At 61.3% G+C, this 22,010-nt stretch carries 22 protein-coding genes; 14 read left to right on the top strand and 8 right to left on the bottom strand.

All coding sequences use genetic code 11. The annotated features are described in order from the left end of the window. Window positions 1-35 precede the first annotated feature (35 nt). The 4 genes from BLW50_RS14275 to BLW50_RS14260 all read left to right on the top strand — a co-directional run bounded on the left by BLW50_RS14275 (window position 36) and on the right by BLW50_RS14260 (window position 4,097). Complete coding sequence (locus tag BLW50_RS14275) at window positions 36-1,061, top strand: Bug family tripartite tricarboxylate transporter substrate binding protein (RefSeq protein ID WP_090703615.1); 1,026 nt, start codon at window positions 36-38, stop codon at window positions 1,059-1,061. Window positions 1,062-1,068: 7 nt separating this feature from the next. Continuing rightward, window positions 1,069-2,115, top strand: a complete 1,047-nt coding sequence (locus BLW50_RS14270; protein WP_090703613.1) for an Ldh family oxidoreductase — start codon at window positions 1,069-1,071, stop codon at window positions 2,113-2,115. A gap of 65 nt (window positions 2,116-2,180) precedes the next feature. Beyond that, entirely contained in the window at window positions 2,181-3,191 is a 1,011-nt protein-coding gene (locus BLW50_RS14265; protein ID WP_090703610.1) for a Bug family tripartite tricarboxylate transporter substrate binding protein, read from the top strand. A gap of 21 nt (window positions 3,192-3,212) precedes the next feature. After that, complete coding sequence (locus tag BLW50_RS14260) at window positions 3,213-4,097, top strand: alpha/beta hydrolase (protein ID WP_090703607.1); 885 nt, start codon at window positions 3,213-3,215, stop codon at window positions 4,095-4,097. Between the two features lie 14 nt (window positions 4,098-4,111). Here the strand turns inward: BLW50_RS14260 and BLW50_RS14255 are convergent, their stop codons facing one another. Next, the gene (locus BLW50_RS14255; RefSeq protein ID WP_090703603.1) at window positions 4,112-4,441 is read right to left on the bottom strand and encodes a hypothetical protein; all 330 of its coding nucleotides are present in this window, start codon (window positions 4,439-4,441) and stop codon (window positions 4,112-4,114) included. Window positions 4,442-4,547: 106 nt separating this feature from the next. On the opposite strand from BLW50_RS14255, the gene BLW50_RS14250 reads away from it, so the two are divergent. Together BLW50_RS14250 and BLW50_RS14245 are read left to right on the top strand one after the other, a co-directional pair. After that, the gene (locus tag BLW50_RS14250; RefSeq protein WP_170850158.1) at window positions 4,548-5,864 is read left to right on the top strand and encodes an MmgE/PrpD family protein; all 1,317 of its coding nucleotides are present in this window, start codon (window positions 4,548-4,550) and stop codon (window positions 5,862-5,864) included. A 42-nt stretch (window positions 5,865-5,906) separates the two neighbouring features. Beyond that, window positions 5,907-6,521 carry a YqgE/AlgH family protein gene (locus tag BLW50_RS14245; RefSeq protein ID WP_090703596.1) on the top strand — a complete coding sequence of 205 codons (615 nt, stop codon included), beginning with the start codon at window positions 5,907-5,909 and terminating at the stop codon, window positions 6,519-6,521. A gap of 11 nt (window positions 6,522-6,532) precedes the next feature. On the opposite strand, the gene BLW50_RS14240 is transcribed toward BLW50_RS14245, so the two are convergent. The 3 genes from BLW50_RS14240 to BLW50_RS14230 form a co-directional block, all read right to left on the bottom strand. After that, the gene (locus BLW50_RS14240; RefSeq protein ID WP_090703593.1) at window positions 6,533-7,525 is read right to left on the bottom strand and encodes an acrylyl-CoA reductase (NADPH); all 993 of its coding nucleotides are present in this window, start codon (window positions 7,523-7,525) and stop codon (window positions 6,533-6,535) included. Between the two features lie 103 nt (window positions 7,526-7,628). Continuing rightward, window positions 7,629-8,897, bottom strand: coding sequence for an MFS transporter (locus tag BLW50_RS14235; RefSeq protein ID WP_244544241.1), 1,269 nt, complete (start codon window positions 8,895-8,897; stop codon window positions 7,629-7,631). A gap of 101 nt (window positions 8,898-8,998) precedes the next feature. Then, window positions 8,999-10,063: an NAD(P)-dependent oxidoreductase gene (locus BLW50_RS14230; RefSeq protein ID WP_090703590.1), complete on the bottom strand. Its 1,065-nt coding sequence runs from the start codon at window positions 10,061-10,063 to the stop codon at window positions 8,999-9,001. Window positions 10,064-10,150: 87 nt separating this feature from the next. Here BLW50_RS14230 and BLW50_RS14225 point away from each other — a divergent pair, with 87 nt between their 5' ends. Next, on the top strand, window positions 10,151-11,017 hold the full coding sequence (locus tag BLW50_RS14225; protein WP_090709115.1) for a uracil-DNA glycosylase: 867 nt from the start codon (window positions 10,151-10,153) through the stop codon (window positions 11,015-11,017). Here BLW50_RS14225 and BLW50_RS14220 read toward each other — a convergent pair. Next, window positions 11,014-11,847, bottom strand: coding sequence for an NHL repeat-containing protein (locus BLW50_RS14220; protein ID WP_090703588.1), 834 nt, complete (start codon window positions 11,845-11,847; stop codon window positions 11,014-11,016). The genes BLW50_RS14225 and BLW50_RS14220 overlap by 4 nt on opposite strands. Window positions 11,848-12,202: 355 nt before the next feature. Here BLW50_RS14220 and BLW50_RS14215 point away from each other — a divergent pair, with 355 nt between their 5' ends. After that, a complete protein-coding gene (locus BLW50_RS14215; protein WP_244544240.1) occupies window positions 12,203-12,694 on the top strand; it encodes a hypothetical protein in 492 nt (163 codons plus the stop codon). 72 nt (window positions 12,695-12,766) lie between these two features. Here the strand turns inward: BLW50_RS14215 and BLW50_RS14210 are convergent, their stop codons facing one another. Continuing rightward, window positions 12,767-13,672, bottom strand: a complete 906-nt coding sequence (locus tag BLW50_RS14210) for a LysR substrate-binding domain-containing protein (RefSeq protein WP_090703585.1) — start codon at window positions 13,670-13,672, stop codon at window positions 12,767-12,769. Window positions 13,673-13,772: 100 nt separating this feature from the next. On the opposite strand from BLW50_RS14210, the gene BLW50_RS14205 reads away from it, so the two are divergent. The 6 genes from BLW50_RS14205 (at window position 13,773) to BLW50_RS14180 (ending at window position 19,906) form a co-directional block, all read left to right on the top strand. After that, window positions 13,773-14,795: a bile acid:sodium symporter family protein gene (locus BLW50_RS14205; RefSeq protein ID WP_090703583.1), complete on the top strand. Its 1,023-nt coding sequence runs from the start codon at window positions 13,773-13,775 to the stop codon at window positions 14,793-14,795. A gap of 245 nt (window positions 14,796-15,040) precedes the next feature. Beyond that, window positions 15,041-16,045 (top strand): TRAP transporter substrate-binding protein, encoded by a 1,005-nt coding sequence (locus tag BLW50_RS14200; protein WP_170850157.1) that lies wholly within the window; start codon window positions 15,041-15,043, stop codon window positions 16,043-16,045. A gap of 266 nt (window positions 16,046-16,311) precedes the next feature. Continuing rightward, window positions 16,312-17,301, top strand: a complete 990-nt coding sequence (locus BLW50_RS14195) for a TRAP transporter substrate-binding protein (protein WP_170850156.1) — start codon at window positions 16,312-16,314, stop codon at window positions 17,299-17,301. Between the two features lie 15 nt (window positions 17,302-17,316). Further along, on the top strand, window positions 17,317-17,892 hold the full coding sequence (locus BLW50_RS14190) for a TRAP transporter small permease (protein ID WP_090703572.1): 576 nt from the start codon (window positions 17,317-17,319) through the stop codon (window positions 17,890-17,892). Continuing rightward, window positions 17,889-19,169 carry a TRAP transporter large permease gene (locus BLW50_RS14185; protein WP_090703569.1) on the top strand — a complete coding sequence of 427 codons (1,281 nt, stop codon included), beginning with the start codon at window positions 17,889-17,891 and terminating at the stop codon, window positions 19,167-19,169. Before BLW50_RS14190 ends, BLW50_RS14185 begins: the two co-directional genes overlap by 4 nt. Before the next feature lie 245 nt (window positions 19,170-19,414). Next, window positions 19,415-19,906 (top strand): VOC family protein, encoded by a 492-nt coding sequence (locus BLW50_RS14180; protein ID WP_090703567.1) that lies wholly within the window; start codon window positions 19,415-19,417, stop codon window positions 19,904-19,906. A gap of 3 nt (window positions 19,907-19,909) precedes the next feature. Here the strand turns inward: BLW50_RS14180 and BLW50_RS14175 are convergent, their stop codons facing one another. Both BLW50_RS14175 and BLW50_RS14170 read right to left on the bottom strand, forming a co-directional pair. Then, the gene (locus BLW50_RS14175) at window positions 19,910-20,581 is read right to left on the bottom strand and encodes a LutC/YkgG family protein (RefSeq protein ID WP_090703564.1); all 672 of its coding nucleotides are present in this window, start codon (window positions 20,579-20,581) and stop codon (window positions 19,910-19,912) included. Beyond that, window positions 20,578-22,008 carry a LutB/LldF family L-lactate oxidation iron-sulfur protein gene (locus BLW50_RS14170; RefSeq protein WP_090703560.1) on the bottom strand — a complete coding sequence of 477 codons (1,431 nt, stop codon included), beginning with the start codon at window positions 22,006-22,008 and terminating at the stop codon, window positions 20,578-20,580. The genes BLW50_RS14175 and BLW50_RS14170 overlap by 4 nt, the downstream gene beginning before the upstream one ends. Between the last annotated feature and the right edge of the window lie 2 nt (window positions 22,009-22,010).

Here is a 22,010-nt window from a genome sequence, read left to right as displayed (position 1 = left end):
ATTGAACGAAGCTCACGGCAAGGGAGGAAATTGACGTGAACAGAAACATTCAGAAGGGCTTGTTCGGCGCGGCTGTCGCGCTGCTCGCATGGACATCGCAAGTCCAGGCACAGTCAGCGGTGGAGCAATTCTACAAGGGCCGCAATCTCACCATCATGCTCGGCCATCCGCCGGGCGGATCCTATGATTTCTATGCCCGCCTCGCCGCCGAGTTCATGCGGAAATACATTCCGGGCAATCCCAATATCATTGTCGAGAACCGGCCGGGTGGCGCCGGCGTCGTCGCGGCGGCTTTCTTCTATGCGCAGTCGCCGCGCGATGGCACGGTGATTTCGCTGTTTCCCGAAACACTCGTTCACACGCAGATTCTCGAGCCCGAGATTGGCCGATGGAAGGTGCAGGAGATGGCCTATATCGGCTCTTTCGCGCCAGTGAACACGGGCTTCGTGCTGCGCAAGGCCGCGCCCGCCAAAACCATCGAGGAGATGAAGCAGAAGCAGTTGATCGTCGGCTGCTCCGGCGTCAATTCGCAGAGCTATCAATATCCCGCGCTTCTGAAAGTGCTGGGCGGCTTCGATTTCAAAATGGTCTGCGGCTACAAAGGCTCGGCCGAATATATCCACGCCATGGAGCAGGGTGAGGTCGATCTCGTCTCATCAGCTTGGAATTCCTGGCGCGTCACCCACGCCTCACCGATCGCTTCAGGTGAACTCATCCCGGTCCTGCAGGCGGGGCTGCGGCGCAACAAGGAACTAGCCAATGTGCCGTTGATGCAGGAGGTCGTCAGCGATCCTAAGGCCAAACGGATCATCGAGTTTGCGTCTGCCGGCGCGGCCATCGGTCGGGCTCTGCTGGCGCCACCGCAGATTCCCGCCGATCGTCTGCAAGCCTTGCGCGACGCCTTCGATAAGACTGTGCGAGACAAGGAGTTCCTCGAAACGGCGGAGAAGCGTAAGCTCGATATCGATCCGACGTCTGGGGCCGAGGTGCAGAAGATCGCCAATGATATTCTCAACACACCGCCTGACATCGTCGAAGGTGCTAAAACATCGATGAAATAGGCGGAATATGACAGCGGTAGGACTGGATGGCGCCGACCTGCGCGCCTTTGTGGCTGCGATCTTCGTCAAAAACGGCATGCGGGCCGATTATGCCGCGACCATGGCTGACGTGCTGGTCTGGGCCGACCTGCGCGGCATCGACAGCCATGGTGTCGAACGCGTGCCGCGCTATCTCGATCTGGTAGCGCGCGGCGATATCGACCTGAAGGGCGAACCGCAGCTGCAATCGCTGGCCGATGCGCTGTTTCTGATCGACGGCGGCAATCAGTTCGGGGCGGTGCCGATGAGCCTGGCGATGCATGAAGCGGTGGAGCGGGCGCGGCGCAGCGGTGTCGCGCTCGGCACCGTGCGGCGCTTCGGCCATAGCGGTGCGCTGGGCTACTATGCGCAATGGATCGCGCGCCAGGGCATGGCGGCGATTGTGCTTGGCGCAGGCACGCCGCTGATGGCTTATCACGGCGCCAAGGTGCCCAGTCTTTCCACCAGTCCTTTGGCGATCGCTGTGCCGGGCGGGCCATCAGGCGTCACCATGCTCGACATGGCGAGTTCGATCGCTTCCAACGGCCGTCTGCGGCTGGCGCAACGTAATAACGAGCAGCTCCCGCCGGGCATGGCGCTCGATGCACAAGGCGCGCCGACCACAGATCCCGCCAAGGCGCTGATCCCGCTGCCGGTCGGCGGCCCGAAAGGGGCGGGGCTGGCGCTGATGTTTGAATGTCTGACGAGCGTGATGGCTGGCGCGCCGCTGCTCACCGCGATGCTCGCGCCGGGCAAGAAGGCCTGGCACACCCAGAGCCAGATGGTGATCGCCATCGACATCTCGAAATTTCGTCCAGTCGAAGATTACGCCAGCGATATCGATCTGCTTGACGGCATTATTCACGCCTTGCCGCGTCTCGATCCGGATGAGCCGATCCGTCTTCCAGGTGAGCGCTCTGAAAAGGAAGCGGAGCAGCGCGCGCGAAGCGGCATCCCACTCTCCGATCGGCTGCGCCGGCAACTTGTCGAACTGGCGCAAAAAGCCGGCGTGACGCCGCCATCCGCGATGCTATGATCATCGCGACATGAAAGCGGATTGATCGGCGAACCGACAACCGCTTGGCTCTGGGGAGGGCGTCGATGGCATGGCAAGCGCGCGGTGCGATATTGGCTTTGGCGGTCATGGGCGTGCAGGCGACGCCTGCCGCGAGTGAAGATGTCGCCGATTTCTACAAGGGCAAGGCGATCAATTTCATCATTGGTTCCGACCCTGGTGGTAGTTTCGGCCCCTATGCCCAGGTGCTGGCCGAGCACATGCCCAAATATATTCCGGGCAATGCTAAGATCGTGGTGAAATTCGCTGGTGGTCAATCGGGCGGCTTGCAGGTCGCCAATCAGATGCAGAACACGGCGCCGCGCGACGGGCTGACCATGGCCATGACCCAGCAGACCATCGTGCTGCATCAGGTCTTGCAGCCGGAATATGCCAAATACGACGCGCGCGACTGGTACTGGCTCGGCAATATGGCGCCAGTGCGCAACATGCTCGCGGTGTGGCACACGGCGAAGGCGCACAGTGTCGAGGCGGCGAAATCCACCGAAGTGGTGATTGGTGCGACAGGCCCGAGTTCGCCGACGTTTATCGTGCCCAATGTGCTCAACAAATTCGCCGGCACGAAGTTCAAGATCGTCACCGGCTATAAAGGCGTCGCCGATCTCAATCTGGCCATGCAGCGTGGCGAGGTGGAGGGACGCGGCGCATCCTGGATCAGCGTGCAGCTCACCATGCCTCAGGAGATTGTCGACCGGAAAATCATTCCCATCGTTTTCGCTTCGATCACACGCGATCCCACGGCGCCCTCCGTGCCCACTCTGGCGGAAATGATGCCGGATCCGTTGCACAAACGGGTCGCGGAGTTTCTCTCGGCGGAATCCGATTTCGGCCGCAGTGTGTTCCTGCCGCCGGGCGTTCCGGTGGAGCGGGCCGCCGCTTTGCGCAAGGCATTCGAGGAGACGATGAAGGATGCGGATTTTCTCGCCGACGCGGCGAAAATGAAGCTCTATATCGAACCGATGAGTGCCGATATGCTGGCCAAGATCGCCCAGCGGATCATCGAGGCGCCCAAAGACGTGATCGAACTCGCCAAATAAGGTGAAGCGGAGGAAGTGCCCATGGAGAAAGTTTCATTCCAGTCGGACGGCTTGACGCTGGCGGGTGTCCTCAGCATGCCGGCTGATTATAAACCTGGCGAACGACGTCCCGCGATCATCGTGTTGCATGGATTTGGCAGCAACAAATCGTCGGGTAACGTCGTCGGCCCCTGCGCCATGCTGAACAAGCGTGGTTACATCACGCTTGGCTTCGATATGCGTGGCTGCGGCGAGAGCGAAGGCAAGCGCGCCAATCTGATTTGTCTTGAACAGGTGAGCGACACCAGAAGCGCAGTGACGTTTCTGCAGAACCGGCCGGAGGTCGATGGCAACCGCATCGGCCTGCTCGGATCGAGTTTTGGCGCCGCGGTCGCGGTCTATGCGGGCAGCGTCGATGAGCGCGTCGGCGCCGTCGTCTCCTCGGGAGGCTGGGGCAATGGTGAGCGCAAGTTCAGAGGCCAGCATCCTGGCGCCGCCTGGGGCAAATTCGAAGCCATGCTGGCGGAAGGCAAGCGCCACCGCGAACGCACGGGCGAATCTCTCATGGTGCCGCGCTACGACATCGTGCCCATTCCGCCGGAACTGCGCGGCCATCTGGCCGCCGGCGCGATCCTCGAATTCACCGCCGAGACGGCGCAAAGCATGTTCGATTTCCGCGCTGACGACGTCGTCCATCGCATGGCGCCACGGCCGCTGCTGCTTCTGCACAGCTCGGTCGATACCGTGACGCCGACGGAACAGTCGATCGAAATGTTCAAGCGGGCCGGGCAGCCGTGCGATCTGCATCTCTTCGCCGAGACCGATCACTTCATGTTCGCTGACAGCAATGTGCGCGTCCATAGCGTCGTGTTCGATTGGCTCGATCGCTATTTCCCCGCCCGGGTGGCCGAGACGGCGGCCGCTTGAAATGCGAGCAGGGTCTAAGGCGAGATGATCTTGCCGTCAGGTCCGACGACGACGCTGGGCACACGGCGCGGCACCACCGCGAAACCTTCGCGCGGCGGGCTTCCGGCGGCGCCCACGGTCGAATTCTCGATGGTCTCGCCGCCCAGCACAGGTGGGACGGCAACCGTCGCGGCAGGAACTGCGGTTGCAGGTGGAGGAACGGCGCTGGCCGCGCCGACTTTGTCGCCATTGAAAGCGTCCGGCCAAGTGGCAATGAACAGCGCCAACACGCCACACAGCAGGATGCTGAGGACAATGGCGCGGAGCAGCGGATCTGGCGGCGTCTTGCGCTTTTGGCGAGGCACTCTGAAACTCCGTGCCTGATACTCTCACGCCCAGCCTATCAAATGGATGCCCGCATCTCAATGCCGTGATGGGTGGCAATGGGGATGCCGGAACGAGATGGAACATATGGCTGTAATTGAACAGATTGCCGAGAAAGTTCTTGCCGATCCTGTGCCGTCACATTTGCTGACCCGCTCGTTGATCGACATCGCTGCGGCGATGCTGGCGGGCGGCGCGACCAGTGAGGCAGGGGCCTTGCGCGCGCATTTCTCGGATACTGCCTGGAGCGCGTCGGTGCCCGATCATGCCGCGCTCGCGGTGGCGATGACCCGCCTCAGCGAGGTCGACGACATTCATATGTCCTCCTGTACGACGCCAGGATCGGTCGTCGTGCCTGTCGCCCTTGTGGCTGGCGCGCAACAGGGGGCCTCGCCAGAGGCGACGGCGCGCGGCATAGCGGCGGGCTATCGCATCATCATGCGGCTGGGCATGGCGCTCGATGGTCCGCGTATTCTCTATCGCGGCATCTGGCCGACCTATCTGCTGGCGCCGATTGGCGCAGCGGTCACTGCTTCGGTGCTCTTTGGCGGCGGACCAGGGGAGGTGGCGAAGGCGATCGCCCTTGGGCTCAATCAGATTTCTGGTGGCGCAGGCGCCCATGTCGCTGGTCTTGCGCCGCGCTGGCTGCTGGCCGGGCAGGCGGCAGCGTCCGGTCTGCGCGCCGCGCGGGCGATCCGCGACGGCTTTTCGGCTGATACGAGCCTGCTCGATGGCGATTGGTTGCAGCGCGTCCATGGTCTCGCGTTCGATCGTGATGCAGCACTCGCCGATGTCGATCTCGATGCATTGAGTCTGAAGCCGATCTGCGCCGCCAAGCAGACCATCGCCGCCGTTGACGGCTTCCGCCAGTTTTTGGACGAAGGCGTCGATCCCGCCGCGATCGAGAGCGTGCGCATCGGCGTGCCGAAAGACTATGTCGCCATGATCGGCGGTGGCGGCGGTGTGGCCGCGCGCATGGGACGGATGACGTCGGTGGCCTATCAATGCGGGCTCGCCGCCTATGAGCCGGCGTTGCTGACCGACGTCGAGCGCATCGATCGCAGTCAGGACCCGCGAATCAGCGCCCTGATGACGAAGATTTCAGTGGAACATGATTCGGCCCTCGACGGGCATTTTCCACGACGCTGGCCGGCGCGCGTGCATCTGAGCATTGGCGGGCAAGTCCGCACCATCGAGGTGATCGACGCGTTGGGAGACCCTGGACGGCCGCTTGAGAATGAGGCATTTCAACATAAATTCCTGGCGCTTGCCGCGCCGGTCGCCGGAAAAGACGGCGCCGAGCGCCTTTTTGCGGCAGGCCAGCGGGCGCTCTCGGATGTTGCCGCATTGCGCGATTTTCAGGCGGGAATGCTTGCCACAATTCTTGCCCACAGGCCGGAGTGAGGCCTCCTTGTTCATGCCTGAATTGACGCCTAGATTAGGGCCATGAGCAGTGATCGGATCAAGGCGGATAGCGGCGAGAATCTTAGTCTCGAAGGCCATCTGTTGATCGCAACGCCGACCATCGGCGATCCGCGCTTCGAGCGGTCGGTGATTTATCTGTGCGCTCATTCCCGCAGCGGTGCGATGGGCATCCGCATCAATCGCCAGTCGCGGCGAGTCAATTTTCCAGAATTGCTGGTCCAGCTCGAGGTGATCGCCGCCGACGATGCGATTCGCCTGCCGCCGAAGGTGACGGAGGTTCCGGTGCTGCGCGGTGGTCCAGTGGAGCGCGGCCGTGGCTTCGTGCTGCATTCGCCGGATTTCTTCACGCCGTCATCGTCGCTCAACATCGCCGATGGTGTGGCGCTGACCGCCACCGTCGATATCCTGCGAGCCATCGCCAAAGGCGAAGGCCCGAGCAAGTCGGTTCTGGCGCTCGGCTATGCCGGCTGGGCCGAAGGGCAGCTCGAGGGCGAAATCCAGCAGAACGGCTGGCTGACGGCGCCGGGCGACGAAGCGATTATTTTCGACGCCGACCACGACAGCAAATACGAACGGGCGCTGAAGAAGATCGGCGTTGATCTCTCGATGCTGTCATCGCAGATGGGCCGCGCTTAAAGCGACTTGCGTTATTTTTGTTCCACATCGATGACCACGCGTCCGCGCACTTTGCCGGCGAGAATATCGTGCGCGATATCGATCGCATTGGCGAAGGGCACATGGCGGGTCATGTCCGCCAGCAGGGTCTTGTCGAGATCGCGCGCCAGCCGCTGCCACGCTTCCAGCCGTTGCGGCATGGGGCATTGCACGCTGTCGACGCCGAGCAGCGACACGCCGCGCAAAATGAATGGTGCGACGCTCGCCGGCAGATCCATGCCTTGGGCGAGGCCACAGGCGGCGATGGCGCCGCGATATTTCGTCTGCGCCAGCATATTGGCGAGCGTGTGGGAGCCGACGGAATCAATGCCTGCGGCCCAGCGTTCCTTGCCAAGGGGGCGGCCGGGTTCGGACAGCTCCTTGCGCGCGATGATCTCATCGGCGCCGATCTTTTTCAGATAGTCGCCTTCTTCGGCACGGCCGGTCGAGGCGATAACATGCCAGCCGGCTTTCTTCGCCAAGGCCACGGCAATGGAGCCGACGCCACCTGCCGCGCCGGTGACAATGAGTGGACCGTCGGCTGGTTTAACGCCGTGCTTTTCCAGGGCTAGCAAGCAGAGCTGTGCGGTGAAGCCGGCGGTGCCGATAGCCATCGCCTGCGCTGCCGTCAGTCCGTTGGGCAGCGGCACGAGCCAGTTGGATTTCACCCGCGCCTTCTGGGCGAAGCCGCCCATATGCTGCTCGCCGACGCCAAAGCCCGTGAGGACCACCGCGTCGCCCACTTTGAAGGCGGGACTGTCCGATGTTTCGACAATGCCGGCAAAGTCGATGCCGGGGACCATCGGAAAGCGACGTACCACCGGCGAAGCCCCGGTGATGGCGAGGCCATCCTTGTAATTGACCGTCGAATGGCTGACGCGGACGGTCACGTCGCCGTCCATCAACGCGCTGTCATCGAAATCGACATAGGAGGCATTTGTCCCGGTGTCGGTCTTGTCGATGCGGATGGCGCGGAACGTCGTCATGGCTGACCCTCTGTGACAATGCTTTTGGGCTAAACCACCATGGTCGACGCCGCAAGGGCGCCAGGCATGGTCAAGTCTTGCTCAGGTCTTGGACAAAAGTCGACTACGCGGCGGCGGTGGCCGGCTGGCGAGACACCGGCTTTTCAACGATCGGTATGTTGATCACCGCCGAGATGATGCCAAGCGCGATCGAAAGCCACCAGACGATCGTGTAGGAGCCGGTGGCTTCGCGCAGCCAGCCGGCCAGCATCAGGCCGATGAAGCCACCGAGCTGGTGATTGAGGAAAGCCAGCCCGTAGAGCGTCGAAAAATATTTCATGCCAAACATGATGCCGATGAGGCTCGATGTCGGTGGTACTGTCGACAGCCACAGCAGGCCGCTGAGTACACCGAACATCATCGTGCTCAACGGCGTCACCGGCAGCATGATGAAGATGATGGTCACCAGCGAGCGCGACAGATAGATGAACGATAGAACCCAGTTGCGGGGCACCTTGTCGCCCAGCCAGCCTGATGCCAGCGAACCGATGATGTTGAAAATGCCGACCAGCGCGAAGGCCCAATAGCCGACACTCGGTGCAAGCCCGGCTTCCACCACATAGCGTTGGAAATGCACGGTGACGAAGGCGAGTTGGAAACCGCAGGTGAAGAAACCGGTCACTAGAAGCACATAAGAGCGATGGCCGAAGGCTTCCTTGATTGCCTGCCGGAACGATTGGCTCGGCGCCGGGCTCGGATCGGTCGTTGTCGCCGATGACGGCCTGTTGGTGAGAAAGATGGCCAGCGGAATGCAGGCGATGACCGTGGCCGCGAAGATGAACGCCGTCATCTGCCAGCCATAGGCCTGGATCATGGCGCCAGACAGCGGCGAGAACAGGAATTGGCCGAAGGAGCCGGCGGCGGTGCCGACGCCGAAGGCGAAGGAACGCCGTTCCGGTGGCAGCAGTTTGCCGAAGGCGCCGATGATGAGGCCGAACGAACAGGAGGAGAAGCCGAGACCGACGATGACGCCTTGGGTCAAGGTGAAGGTCAGCGGATCGGACGACCAGGCCACCAAGGCGATGCCAAGCGCATAGACGAGACAGCCGAAGACGAGAACGCGCGCTGTGCCATATTTGTCGGCGATCGCGCCGGCGATCGGCTGGCCGAGCCCCCAGAACAGATATTGCACCGCCATGGCGAAGGAGAAGACTTCCGAGCCGAAGTTGAATTCGCCCAGGATCGGCAATTGGAATTGGCCGACGGCCGAACGGGGACCGAAGGTGATGACGGACATCAGGCAGCCGGCCGCGATGATGATCTCGGGCGGAAACCGCGTGTTGGTTGTTCCGCCCGCTTTCTTCGCCGATTGGGCCGTTGCCTGTCCGCTCACTGGAATCCTCCCCGACCCCTGCGGTCGAATGCCGCGGCAACATAGGGGCTCGTTCGCTTCTAAACCAAATTCAAATTTGCATAGCTCGCATGCAGATGCCTTCAGATGAGGCTCTTACCGCCGAAACGTTGCCACCACATGGGTAGAACCTCTGCGTTGACCACATGGCGAGGCACCTCGCCGCGCAATACGTCGAAGACCGCTTTTTCGACCCAGCCGACCGCATGCTGCAGGCCGGTGCCGACATTGTTGGCGATCATATGCGGCGACAGCAGCACGTTGTCGCCCAGGCCCAGGATCGGCGTCTGCGGATTCGGTGGCTCATCCGGCAACACGTCGAGCGCGGCGCCAGCCAGTTGCTTCTTTTCCAAAGCATCGAACAGGGCGTCGACATCGACGATCGGTCCACGCGCCGCATTCACCAGGATCGCCGATGGCTTCATCTGCGCAATACGCTCGGCGTTCATCAGCTTCGTCGTCTCGCGCGTCAGATTGCAATGGACGGTGACGACGTCGCATTCCTTCAGCAGCGTTTCGAGATCGACGCTACGGGCGTTGTGCAGGACGAACTGCGATTCATCCACATAGGGGTCATAGGCCATCAGGCGCACGCGCCACGGCGCGAAGAGATCGGCGACGCGCGATCCGATACGGCCCAGGCCAATAATGCCGATGGCCATGCCCGGATAATTGTCCATGTGTCGGGCGCCCAGATATTGGCCCTGCAAAGAGGGATCGCGCCAGCCGCCGTTCTTCACATGGCGGTCTTTTTCGCGCGTCTTCTTGAGCATGGTGAGAATATTGGCCACCGTGCCCTCAGCGACGCCGCCCCAATTCGCTTCCGTCGGCGAATGGACGACGAGAATGCCCAGTTCATTGGCGGCATCGAGATCCACATTGTCGAAGCCGACGGTGTATTTGACGATCGCTCGCAGGCCGGGCGCGCTTTCCAGCGACTTGCGCGTCACCTGGGTGGTGCGATTGGCGACGCCGACGCCGACGGTCGTATCGGGGGCGAAAGCCATTTCGACAACGTCGCGGCGGTTGGCGGCGGTCGCCCAGAGTTCCTCAGCCTTGACCACTTCCAGCCCGGCTTCGCGCATGCGGCGGTAGGATTCCCCGGTTTCATCGACCGGATTGTAAATATGCACTTTCGGCTTGGACATGGCTCTCTCCCTGAGAGGTTTTACCTACACAAACAGAGCCGATTTGTCCCCACCGGATAAAAGCCCTAAAATCCCGCCATGGCCGCAATGGACGTTCAAAATCTGACGCGCGACGAATTGATCGCGATCACGAGGTGGTATGCCGATATGGGCATAGACCTCGCGGTCGGCGAACAGCCGCGCGACCGGTTTGCCGAGGTCGCCGCCGAGCCCGCGCCGGTGCGGGCCGAGCGGCGTCAGCCGGCGGAAGCGACCGCGCCTGCCCGGCAATTGCCGTCGCGCCTGCCGCAGGGCGAGATTGCCCGCCCGAGCGCCACGGCGGCGCCACCGCCGGATGAGGCCGCGCGCACGGCGCGCGAATTGGCCTCCGCCGCCCATTCGTTGGATGAATTGCGTGCGGCGCTTGAGAGTTTTGACGGTTGCGCGCTGAAGCGCACGGCCAATCGCCTGGTTTTCGCCGACGGCAATCCACAGGCCCGTATCATGCTGGTTGGCGAAGCGCCGGGCGCCGACGAGGATCGCCAGGGCCTGCCGTTCGTCGGCCGGGCCGGGCAATTGCTCGACCTGATGCTGCGCGCTATCGAGATGGACCGCAGCCACGTCTATATCGCCAATGTCGTGCCGTGGCGCCCGCCAGGCAATCGCACGCCCTCGCCGCAGGAAACCGCCATCTGCCTGCCGTTCATCCACAGGCAAATCGCCTTGGTGAACCCGGCCATTCTCGTCTGCCTCGGCGGCTCGGCGGCGCAGACGCTGCTGAACCTCAAGGAAGGCATCATGCGCGCGCGCGGTGTCTGGCGTGATTTCCCAATGGAAGGCGGCGAGGGCGGCCGCACCATTCGGGCGTTGGCGACGCTGCACCCGGCCTATCTGTTACGCCAGCCGTCCCACAAACGGCTGGCTTGGAAAGACTTGCGCGAGCTCAAGCGGGCGGTCGCCAAGCTTTCGAACTAGGGCAGCTGCACACGGGTGGCGGTGACGCGGTTTTCACCCTTCACCTTGTCGCGAATGACGCCCCAGATCACACCCTTCTGCGTCCGGTCCCAGGCGATGCCTTGGCCGGCCACATTGGCGGGTGCGGTGCCGACCCAGCGCAACACCGAGCCTGCCTTGGGCAATTCCAGCGCATAGAGTTCCGGCAGATCGTGGCCGGTGATCCAGAGCCGTCCATCCGGCCCCCACGAGCCGCCGGAATTACTCATATCCCCGAATTTTTCGATCAACTGTGAGGGCAGCACCCAGGCCTCGGCGACGCGCCAATCCGCATCGAAGCGGACGATCTGCGTGTTGTACTTGTTGCCATAGGCCAACGGACTGCGACCGAAGACGCGATTGTAATTGGCGAAAGCGCCCCACCAGACACCATCGCGATAGTCGATCCAGGTCAGCGAGCCGCGATCGATGCCGAAGCTGCGCGTGCCGATATGTTTGAGCGTCGCGGCATCCCAAATCTCGACGGAACTTGTCATCGGCGATTCAGGATAATTGGAATGGGCGGCGTAAAGCTTGCCATCCACCACGACACCACTGTCGAGATGAACGAAGGGGCCATCTTTCGCGTCGGTCCACGTCGCGAGTTTAGCGCCCGTCTTCTTGTCATAGCGGCCGATCGAGCGATCGGTGATCGCATAGAAGGCGTCGGCATCGACAGCGACAGCCTGTCGAGCCTCGGGTGCGGGAAACGAGGCGGCGGTCTCGGTCGTATAGGCTTGCGGGTCTTCCGCTTGAACGGGCAGCAGTCCTACCGAGAGAAGAAGTGCAAAGGCAGTCGCGGTGCGAAACATGAACCGTGTCTCTGATCGGGCGAGAAGCTTCGGTTCACGTATGATGCAGCGATGACGGCTGGATGACGCTGGCGTCCTGGGCGATCGTCGCTCAGCGAGAGCGCTTTCCGAGCGAAGCATGATTGCAATTTCGGTTTGCATGAAGAAGGCGTGTCAAAACAAAAGGCTAAAGTTCGATTTTGATTTCATCAAAACGAAAAGCTCTCTGCGGAATGAATTCAAGAAAGCTTTGCGGCACAAAGGTGTTTATCTTTCATTTGCATCCGATCAGTGTTTCATTGAGCGTTGCGTATAGCGCCATAATCATTCAGGGTGGCTTTGATTTAAACTCTTAGAACTCAATTTGGAGGCTATCTTGAATTGCGCAAAAGCGGTGGCGACGGTCTTAGCCGCCACGTGGCTGTCCTTTATTTGTGCTCCCGTTTCATCGGCACAGGCTCAAACGGAATTTCTTCCAGCCCAAAATGATTTCATTGGCAAATGGAAACTCAATGGATCTGCGATCCGGCCACCGCGAGATCTGAAAGGCACGCCCACGCAGAAGCAGAAAGCGGCCGCAACCAAATTTCAGCAGACAGTGACCACGTTTTACGGTGCGTTCGACTACTTGGAGATCAAGGCGGACGGTCGCTACAATTTTCACCAGCCCGGTGATCCGGCGTCAGGGCCGTGCGTATGGTGTGGAACCTGGTCCTTCAAGAACGATTCCTTGTGGCTCAAGCTCGACACGGAACCCAGACTCGATATCTACGCCAAAGGCGGCGACCTCCAAATGACCTACACCGCCGAGCCGAATAAGACTTCGCAGTACAAATGGCTGGTTTTCGGCTGGTCGAAGGTGGACTGACAGAGTGATGGCGATGTCTCGACATCGCCATCGTATCCGTCATTGCCTGGCTCTTCTTCGCTCGAAAATGCCCTAAGAACTGCTAGCTGAGCGGCGCTCCGTTGCCGCCGCTGAGAGCAGGCGGCTTGTGCCCGACAGGATGCTTGCCGCGAGCGCCCGTTCGGCCTCCTTGTGCGATTGGCCGCCGACCACCACGAACTCAATCGAGCCCAGCCGGGGCAATGCCTCTTTCGGCTCGACTTCGACAAGGCCTGGCGGAATGAGCCGTGCCGAATGGGCGGTGACGCCCAGGCCAGCGACAGTCGCCGCGCGCAGGCCCGCCAGGCTGTCGCTGGTGCAGGCGACCCGCCAGGCACGGCCGGCGCGCTCTAAAGTCTCGATGGCGTGGACCCGCGTGATGCTCGGCGGTGGATAGAGCACGAGCGGCACCACGGTCTGCTCCGCCAGGCGCGAACCTGGCCGACCGACCCAGACGAGGCGCTCCTGCCAGGCGACCTCGCCGCGCTCGTCGCCCTTGCGGCGCTTGGCGAAGATCAGGTCGAGATCGCCCGCGTCGTATTTTTCGTAGAGCAGGCCGCTCAGGCCAACCGTCAGTTCCAGATCGACCGCGTGATGCTGCATGGCGAATTCGGCGAGGATGTCGGGTAGCGCCGTGAAGGCGAAATCCTCCGAGACGCCGAGCCGCAGCCGCCCGCGCAGGGTCGAGCCCTTGAGATAGCGCTCGATGCGGTTGCCCGCTTCCAGCACCTGCCGGGCGAGCGGCAGGATCGCATCGCCATCCGGCGTCAGCCTGACTTCATGGGTGTCGCGGGCCAGCAAGCGTCGCCCGACCCGCTTCTCCAGCCGCGCCACGTGCTGGCTGACCGAGGATTGCTGCAGGCCAAGCTGGCGGGCAGCCTCGGTAAAACTGTGGGTTTCGCTGACCTTCAGGAAGCTGCGCAGCAAAACGGGATCGAGGGGGCGGGGTTCTAATGCCATGCTTATTATAATTCATGATAACCGATATCATGTCCAGTCTGGATCAAAATAGGCGCGGGAGGGGTTAGAAGGAGGTCATCATTTTCTGAGGACTGATCACATGTTCCGCCGCTTACTGGCCCGTTTGGGCATCGATCCCTATCTCGTCGCTCTGGTCGCCACGGTCGGCGTGGCAGCGATCCTGCCGGCACGGGGCGTGGGCGCGGACGTGACCAACGATGCGGTGTCCGTGGCTGTCGGGCTCCTGTTCTTCCTCTATGGCGCTCGGCTGTCGCCGCGCGCGGTTTGGGATGGGTTGCTGCACTGGCGGCTGCAATCCCTGGTCTTCGGCAGCACCTATGTGCTCTTCCCGCTCCTTGGCCTCGGTCTGACGCGGGCGTTCGGCGCCTGGCTGCCGCATGATCTGATCCTGGGGCTGATGTTCGTCTGCGTGCTGCCCTCGACCGTGCAATCGTCGATCGCCTTCACTTCGATCGCCCGTGGCAATGTCCCGGCAGCGCTGTGCAGCGCCTCCGTCTCAAATCTGTTCGGCATGGTGGTCACCCCTTTGCTGGTGATGCTCCTGCTCGACTCAAAAGGCGTCGGCTTCAGCACCAAGGCGTTGGAAAGCATTGCGGTGCAATTGCTGCTGCCGTTTCTCGCCGGCCAAGTGCTGCGGCCTTTCATCGGTGCCTTTCTGCAGCGCCACAAAACGCTAACGTCGCTGGTCGACCGGGGCTCGATCTTGCTCGTCGTCTATGATGCCTTCAGCGAAGGCATGGTGGCGGGTATCTGGTCGAAGGTGACGGCCAACGATCTCATCTTGATCGTCGTGCTCGATGTCGTGCTTCTAGCTGCCGTGTTGGCGATCACGACGATCGTCAGCCGCAGGCTCGGCTTCTCCAAGGAAGACGAGATCGCGATCGTTTTCTGCGGTTCCAAGAAGAGCATGGCGAGCGGCATTCCGATGGCCAACATTCTGTTCCCCGGCCAGGCGCTCGGTCTCATCGTTCTGCCGCTGATGCTGTTCCACCAGGCGCAGCTCTTCGCCTGCGCGACTTTGGCCCAGCGTTATGCCCGGCGACCGCGTCAAGAGGTGCCGGCGCCAAAGGCCGAGCCTATGCTCACAACGATGCGGGTCTGACCCCCGACGGTTTCCGTCATGTGCCTTTGCTAACTCAGTTTTTTACGATTAAGTCGGAAAATTAACGCTCAAGAAAAATGGTTGAGATCAAGCATACCGCCTGCCGATACAGGTAGATTTAAAAGAAAAAACGCCCAAAACGCAGCGAATGCGGTGACAAATAGGCTCTTCCGTGTAAGAGTATGTGCAAATGCACGCGCTGGCGGAGGGCTAAGCGCCTGCAGATGGGAGTGGAGGCTTCTTTCATGCGCAAGGTTTTGGGCGCCGCATTCGCGGCGGCGATGGCTGTTGGTTTGTCGACGGCAGCGCAGGCGCAAATCAAACTGAAAATCTCGTCGCCAACCGTCAATGACATGTCGGCTGAATGGTCGAAGGCCTTTGCTGCCGGTGTCGAGAAGCGCGCCGGTGGCAAGATCAAGGTGGAATTCTATCCCGCCGGCCAGCTCGGTCCCATTCCCGCGACGGTCGAAGGCACGGCGCTTGGCACCATCGAAATGGTGGTTCTCGCGTCCGGCTTCTATGTCGGCCTAGAGCCGCGCTTCCTCGTTCTCGACATGCCGGGCCTGTTCGATAACACCGAGCACGGTCGTAAGGTCTTGTCCGATCCCACGGCGCGCGCCGTTCTGTCGAAATTCGGCAGCACCAAGGGCGTTGAGCCGATCGCCTATTTCATTCACTCGCCGCTCTATCTCCTGTCGCACAAGCCGGTGCGCAAGTTCGCCGATATCTCCGGCCAGAAAATCCGCACGCCGGGCGGTGCGCCGCTGCATCTGGAACCGTTCCGCAAGGCCAATGCCTCGCCGCTGTCGTTGCCGCTGGGTGAAGTGCTGCCGGCCATGCAGAATAAGACCATCGATGGTTTCATCGCCGGTCTCTCGGTGTTCACCGGCTTCAAATATTACGATGTCGCCAAGGCTTTGACCGCCGTGCCAGGCTCGGTGATCGTCGCGCCGGTGTTGGTCAACAGCGACTTCCTCAAGTCGCTCGGGCCTGATCTGGAAAAGATCGTGCGCGAAGAAGCGGTCAATGCCGAAAACGCCATCGTGCCGTGGGGTGTGGCGGATGAGACCGCTGGCCTCAATGTCTGGCGCAAGAATGGTGGCGAAGTCATCAAGATGCCGGCCGAGGAAGAGAAGAAATACATCGACAATGTCGTGTCGATCCTGCCGGCGGTCTATGCGTCCAATCCGAACTTCAAGGCCGATTACGATGTTCTGTTGACCGCATCGCAGAAAGCGCGCGGCCAGTAGCCGATCGAGCAGGTCCGCGCGATGCACGGGCCTGCCATCCACCAGTCGGAAGGGGCTCGGACGGAGCAATCGCCGGATGGCGTTGGGTGATGCTTTCTGGGTATCGGAGGAACACTTTTGGCATCTATCTGCAATCAGGTCAGCGTGCCCTAATGGCGGACTTGCACGCGCGCAAGCAGGCCGATCCGCGCCGGAGGGGTGCGGGAGCGGTGTCGCGCTTGAGCGGTGTCCACTGGGGAGGGGATGCTATGAGACCAGGGTTCAGGATGGCTGCGCTCGCGTTGCCGCTGCTCATGATGGGAGTGGTGCAGGCGCAAGCCCAAATCAAGCTGAAGATATCCTCGGCGACCGTCAATGATCCGTCCCAGGAATGGGCCAAGGCGTTTACCGCCGGTGTGGACGCGCGGTCGGGCGGCAAGATCAAGATTGAATTTTATCCCGCCGGGCAGCTCGGAGGCATTCCCTCGACGGTCGAAGGGACGGCGCTCGGAACCATCGAAATGGTGACGGTGGCGTCAGGTTTCTTTGTCGGTTTGGAGCCGCGCTTTTCGGTGTTCGATGCCCCCGGCCTGTTCGAGGACTTCGATTTCAACGCGAGGCTTTTTGCCGATCCGGCCATCCGCGAACGCCTGAGCAGTTTTGGCAAGGATAAGGGCGTTGAATCGATCGCCTTTGTCACCGTCACGCCGCTTTACGTTTTGTCGCATAAGCCGATACGCACCATCGCCGATCTCGCCGGCCAGAAAATCAGAACGCCCGGCGGCGCCCCACTGCATCTCGAGCCCTTGCGCAAAGCCGGCGCTTCGCCCTTGTCCATGCCGCTCGGCGAGGTTTTGTCGGCGATGCAGAACAAAGCGATCGACGGTGTCATCGCTGGTCTCTCGGCCTTTACGACCTTCAAGTTCTTCGACGTCGCCAAAGCGCTGACGGCTGTTCCGTCAACGGTGATCATCGCGCCAGTTCTGGTCAACAGCGCCTTTTTGAAGTCGCTGGGGCCGGACCTCGAGAAGATCGTCCGCGAAGAAGCCGCGAAGGCCGCGCTTGCCATCGTGCCGTCGGTCAAGAGCGAGATCGGCAACGGGCTTGAGGTCTGGAAGAAGAACGGCGGCGAGGTCATTGAACTGAGCGCCGCAGAGCAGAAAAAATATCTCGATATTGTCGCCAACGTGGTGCCACAGGTTTCTGCCGCCACACCTGGGTTCAAGGAAGACTATGACGCCATTGTCGCCGCAGGTAATCGCTTGCGCGCTCAATAGGCTTGCGATCACGGAATGAGCGGAAAGCCGGGGCGCAAGCCCGGGCCTCCGCGCTACACGAGGGTAGGGGAACCCATGATTAATAGGGTCGTTGGATCGTTGATGCGTATATTGGAGGTGACCCTCGGGGTTGCACTTATTGCCATCGTTCTTTTGAATTTCGCCAATGTCGTCGGGCGCTATGTGTTCAACCACAGCCTGCTCGGCGCCGAGGAGTTTCAGGTCTATACGATGATCTGGATTGCTTTCCTCGGAGCTGGCATCGTCACCTGGCGCAATATGCATCTGCGCATGGATGCCATTGTCATCAATTTTCCCAAGCCGGTGAAAACCATTCTGGCGTGGATCGAGGCGGCTCTGGCCATCGCCGTGGTGGGCTATGCCATCACCCAGTCTTCTTGGTTCTATGTCACACGTATTTTTGCTTTCAGCTCCAAGAGCGACGTCGCCCATATTCCGATGTGGATTCCGCATTCGGCTGTCCTCATCGGGTTGGCGCTGGTCATCATTATGCTGATCCTGCGTGCGGCTGGCTTTGGTGCTCCCCCTATTGAAGATCCGGAATCGGCAGCTTTGGAGCAGCGTCAATGACCCTCTCCCTCGTTGTCGTGCCGTTGGTGCTTTTGCTCCTCGGCTTTCCGATCTTCCTTGTCCTTCTCACCAGCGTCACGGCGATGCTCATCTTCGTGATGGGCATTCAGCCGGCGGTGCTGCATCAGAATTTGTTCGGCACGATCAACCAGTTCGCGCTGCTGGCCGTGCCATTCTTCATCTATGCCGGCGAATTGATGGGGCGCGGCAGCGTCGCTCAGCGCCTCGTCGATTTCGTCCAGAGCGCGGCGAGCCCGGTGCGCGGTAGCCTTGGCATTACCACCGTTGGCACGACGACGATCTTTGGCGCTATCTCAGGTGTTAGCGCCGCGGCCGTCGCCACCATCGGCAAGGTGATGTATCCGGCCATGCGCAAGGCCGGTTATCCCGATCACTTCTCCGCCGGCCTCATCACCGCCGTCGGCGCCATCGACATCATCATCCCTCCGAGCATTCCGATGATCGTCTATGGCGCGGCGGCCGAGGAATCGGTGCCGCGTCTCTACGCCGCCGGCATCATCCCGGGGCTGCTGATCGCTGGCCTGCTGGCGGCCTATGTCATCTGGTATTGCCGCCGGCATGACATTGGCCGTGGTTCACCGTTTGACTGGAAACGTTTCGTTTATGCGACCCGGCGTGGCCTATGGGCGCTGGGGGCACCGTTCATTATTCTCGGTGGCATTTACGGCGGCGTGTTCTCGCCGACAGAGGCGGCGGCCGTCGCCTGTATCTATGCTGGCCTGGTGACGCGTTTCGTCTTCCACGAATTGACCTTCAAGGACATTGTCGAAGCGGCCTCCGCGACGGCGGTGTTCTCAGCGCAGATCCTCATCATTGTCGCCTGCGCCGGCGTGTTCAGCTGGATCCTCACCGCCAACCAAGTGCCGGCGATGATGGCAAACTGGCTGCAGCATTACAGCGTCGCGCCCTGGATGTTCCTGCTGGCGATCAACGTGCTGTTGCTGGCGGTCGGTTGCTTCCTTGATCCGCTGTCTGCGATTCTGCTGTTGACGCCGCTTTTGATCCCGATGGTCAAAGCGATCGGCATCGACACCGTTCACTTCGGCATTGTCGTGACGGTCAATCTGGCGATCGGTCTGTTCCATCCGCCGTTCGGCATCAATATCTTCGTGGCCCAGTCGGTGCTCGGCATTCCGCTGAAGACGCTCTACAGGGGGATCATTCCCTTCCTGTTCGTCTATCTGTTTGCCTTGGCGCTGATCACCTACATCCCCGATATTTCGTTGATCGGCGTGAAGCTCCTGATGGGCAAATGAGGTCAAAAACTCCGGGTCGCGCGGCGCGCGGCCTGGAAACAAGTTTCGATATATCTTGACATTAGATATATCGAAATATAGTCTGCATGGGTGTTGGCGGAAACAGAAGGTCCGGCAAATGCAGTAGCCTGTCGCATCCTATGCGACGTAAGAGCTGACTTCGGTTCCGCTGAACGTGAAGCCAGTCAATCGACAGAGCGCTTTGCCACCGCCGATAGGTGGCCGTGCAAGTCAGGAATACCCCCATGAAAGAAGATCAAGCAGCGCCACATGCGGTTCGCGCGGCGCGCATTGGCCATGTGAATTTGAAAGTCGCGGACATCGATCGTTCGCTTGCCTTTTATCAAGGCGTTCTCGGACTGAAAGTGACGAAGCGTATCGGCGAGCAGGCGGCCTTCCTCGCCTATGACGGCTATCACCACGATATTTGCATCAACACGTGGCAGAGCCGCGACGGCACACCGCCGCCACACAATACGACCGGCTTATATCACCTTGCCATTGTTTTCGATCAACGCAGCGATCTTCGTGACGCCTTTCTAAGTCTCAAAGCTGCGGGCATTTCAATCGATGCCGTAGTGGATCATGGCGTGAGCGAATCCATCTACCTCCGCGATCCCGATCAAAATGGTGTCGAACTGTATTGGGATCGTCCGGCGGCGCTCTGGTTTGATGAAAGCGGAAACCTCAACATGGTCCATCGGCCCGTGACGCCCGAGACCCTGTTCGCGGAATAGACCTCACCCAACGATGACGATATGCAGCCGGCGCGGCCCATGGGCGCCGAGCAGCATTTTCTGCTCGATATCGGCGGAGCGTGATGGCCCGGTGATAAAATTGACCGTGCGCGGCATCACGCCTTTGCCATAGCGTGCCCGCACCGTGTCCCACACCGCTTCATAGCTTGGCACGATGCTCTTGGCTGTGAGTACGACGATGTGATTGTCGGGCAGGAAATTCAAGTTCGTCGGATTGTGAGCGCCCGAGAACAGCGCCAGCGTGCCCGTTTCGGAAACGCCGGCTTCCGCGTGGCTGACCGAATTCAAGTCGTGGCCGTCGGACGGGCCTTTCGAGATGTCGATCGTTGTCTCGGCCCAGGGCAGGGCGCCTAAGCGTTCGTCATCGCCCATGCGCAAGGTGGCGGGCAGGTTGTTGGTGCGCAGGAAGCGGGCGATTTCGCCGGGAACGTCGGCGATTGCCGGCACGCGCACCACGCTGGCCGAAACGCTCTCGGCTTGCGCACGAAAGGTCACGACGCGCGTTTCGAGATCGCCTTCGCCTCGCTTGGGCAGAACGCCCTTGGTGGCGGCGGCGATGCGCGCTTCGGCGGTTTGCCGGCGGCCCGCGTCATGGGCGGAGACGCCAAGCGAGCGGCGGATGTTGGCGAGAACGTCGTCGCGCGCGTCGCTCATCGCACCGCTCCCCCACGGCGTTTCCATTGCGCCTGGAATGTCTGGCCTTGCGGCGCGGGCATGTCGCGATATTTCGTCCAGCCGCTGGCAAGCGGTAGCCACGTGAAGCGGCCGTTCGTCCGCCCGGCCAGTGCCAGCATTTTCACGCCGATGCGCGTTGCCAGCCCATAGAGCTTGGGCCGCTTGGCGAAAAACGCCCACAGCGCCAGCCCGCTGCGCACGGTCACGGGGGACAGGTGGCGCTCGAACTCGCGCTCGCGCCAGTGGCGCATCAGTTTTGGTAGAGGAATGCGCACCGGGCAGACGCTTTCGCAGCGCCCGCAGAAGGTCGAGGCATTCGGCAGATGACCGGCCTGATCGACGCCAATCAGCGAGGGCGTCAACACCGCACCCATGGGGCCAGGATAGACCCAACCATAGGCGTGGCCGCCGACCGCATGATAGACGGGGCAATGGTTCATGCAGGCGCCGCAGCGGATGCAGCGCAACATCTCCTGGAAATCCGTGCCCAGCATGTTGGAGCGGCCGTTGTCGACCAGCACCACATGATACTCCTCCGGCCCGTCCACATCGTTCGGCCGGCGCGGACCGGTGGAGAAGGTTGTATAGACCGACATGTCCTGGCCGGTGGCCGAACGCGCCAGCACGCGCAATATGCCGGAGACGTCTTCCAGGGTCGGCGCGATCTTCTCGATCGAGGCGACGACCACATGCACTTTCGGCAGGATCTGCGTCAGGTCGCCATTGCCTTCATTGGTGACGATGACCGATGTGCCCGTCTCGGCGACAAGGAAATTGGCGCCGGTGATGCCGATGTCGGAAGCGAGAAATTTCGCCCGTAAGGTGGCGCGCGCTTCCGCCAGCAGGGATTCTGGTGCTGTCAGATCGCGATCCTTCGGCAGCCAGGTGTGTAGCCGGCGGAAATCGTGCTCGATGTCTTCCTGGTTGAGATGCACCGCCGGCGCGATGATATGAGACGGCGCCTCGCCACGGATCTGGATGATATATTCGCCAAGATCGGTCTCGACCGCCTCGATGCCGTTGCGCTCCAGCGCAGCATTGAGGCCGATCTCCTCCGACACCATCGACTTGCCCTTGGTGACGGTTTTCGCACCGCGCGCCTTGGCGAGATCGACGATGATGCGACAGGCGTCCTCGGAGGTGCGGGCGAAATGCACATGTCCGCCCGCCTCGCTCACCTTCTGCGTGTAGATGTCGAGATAGACGTCGAGATGGGCGAGCACATGATCGCGCAGATCGCGCGCCTGATCGCGTAACGGTTCGAATTCCGGTAGCCGTGCCGCGGCTTGCGCGCGGCGGTCGATGAAATTGTGCCGGACATTGCCCAGCGCCTTCTGCAATTGCCCGTCGCCCAAAGCGCGGTGGGCATTGTCCTTGAATTGCGAGGAGGTGGCGACGACGCTCATGG

Origin of the sequence: Beijerinckia sp. 28-YEA-48 (assembly GCF_900104955.1) — a bacterium.
GTDB lineage: Bacteria > Pseudomonadota > Alphaproteobacteria > Rhizobiales > Beijerinckiaceae > Terripilifer.
Note: the sequence above shows the minus strand (reverse complement) of the source record. Positions and strands in the feature narration are given on the sequence as shown.

Excerpts from the sequence above, each read along its gene's own strand:
- BLW50_RS14270 (WP_090703613.1), top strand. The coding sequence starts at position 1,069 with ATGACAGCGGTAGGACTGGATGGCGCCGACCTGCGCGCCTTTGTGGCT.
- BLW50_RS14265 (WP_090703610.1), top strand. The coding sequence starts at position 2,181 with ATGGCATGGCAAGCGCGCGGTGCGATATTGGCTTTGGCGGTCATGGGC.
- BLW50_RS14260 (WP_090703607.1), top strand. The coding sequence starts at position 3,213 with ATGGAGAAAGTTTCATTCCAGTCGGACGGCTTGACGCTGGCGGGTGTC.
- BLW50_RS14250 (WP_170850158.1), top strand. The coding sequence starts at position 4,548 with ATGGCTGTAATTGAACAGATTGCCGAGAAAGTTCTTGCCGATCCTGTG.
- BLW50_RS14245 (WP_090703596.1), top strand. The coding sequence starts at position 5,907 with ATGAGCAGTGATCGGATCAAGGCGGATAGCGGCGAGAATCTTAGTCTC.
- BLW50_RS14240 (WP_090703593.1), bottom strand. The coding sequence starts at position 7,525 with ATGACGACGTTCCGCGCCATCCGCATCGACAAGACCGACACCGGGACA.
- BLW50_RS14230 (WP_090703590.1), bottom strand. The coding sequence starts at position 10,063 with ATGTCCAAGCCGAAAGTGCATATTTACAATCCGGTCGATGAAACCGGG.
- BLW50_RS14225 (WP_090709115.1), top strand. The coding sequence starts at position 10,151 with ATGGACGTTCAAAATCTGACGCGCGACGAATTGATCGCGATCACGAGG.
- BLW50_RS14220 (WP_090703588.1), bottom strand. The coding sequence starts at position 11,847 with ATGTTTCGCACCGCGACTGCCTTTGCACTTCTTCTCTCGGTAGGACTG.
- BLW50_RS14210 (WP_090703585.1), bottom strand. The coding sequence starts at position 13,672 with ATGGCATTAGAACCCCGCCCCCTCGATCCCGTTTTGCTGCGCAGCTTC.
- BLW50_RS14205 (WP_090703583.1), top strand. The coding sequence starts at position 13,773 with ATGTTCCGCCGCTTACTGGCCCGTTTGGGCATCGATCCCTATCTCGTC.
- BLW50_RS14200 (WP_170850157.1), top strand. The coding sequence starts at position 15,041 with ATGCGCAAGGTTTTGGGCGCCGCATTCGCGGCGGCGATGGCTGTTGGT.
- BLW50_RS14195 (WP_170850156.1), top strand. The coding sequence starts at position 16,312 with ATGGCTGCGCTCGCGTTGCCGCTGCTCATGATGGGAGTGGTGCAGGCG.
- BLW50_RS14190 (WP_090703572.1), top strand. The coding sequence starts at position 17,317 with ATGAGCGGAAAGCCGGGGCGCAAGCCCGGGCCTCCGCGCTACACGAGG.
- BLW50_RS14185 (WP_090703569.1), top strand. The coding sequence starts at position 17,889 with ATGACCCTCTCCCTCGTTGTCGTGCCGTTGGTGCTTTTGCTCCTCGGC.
- BLW50_RS14180 (WP_090703567.1), top strand. The coding sequence starts at position 19,415 with ATGAAAGAAGATCAAGCAGCGCCACATGCGGTTCGCGCGGCGCGCATT.
- BLW50_RS14175 (WP_090703564.1), bottom strand. The coding sequence starts at position 20,581 with ATGAGCGACGCGCGCGACGACGTTCTCGCCAACATCCGCCGCTCGCTT.
- BLW50_RS14170 (WP_090703560.1), bottom strand. The coding sequence starts at position 22,008 with ATGAGCGTCGTCGCCACCTCCTCGCAATTCAAGGACAATGCCCACCGC.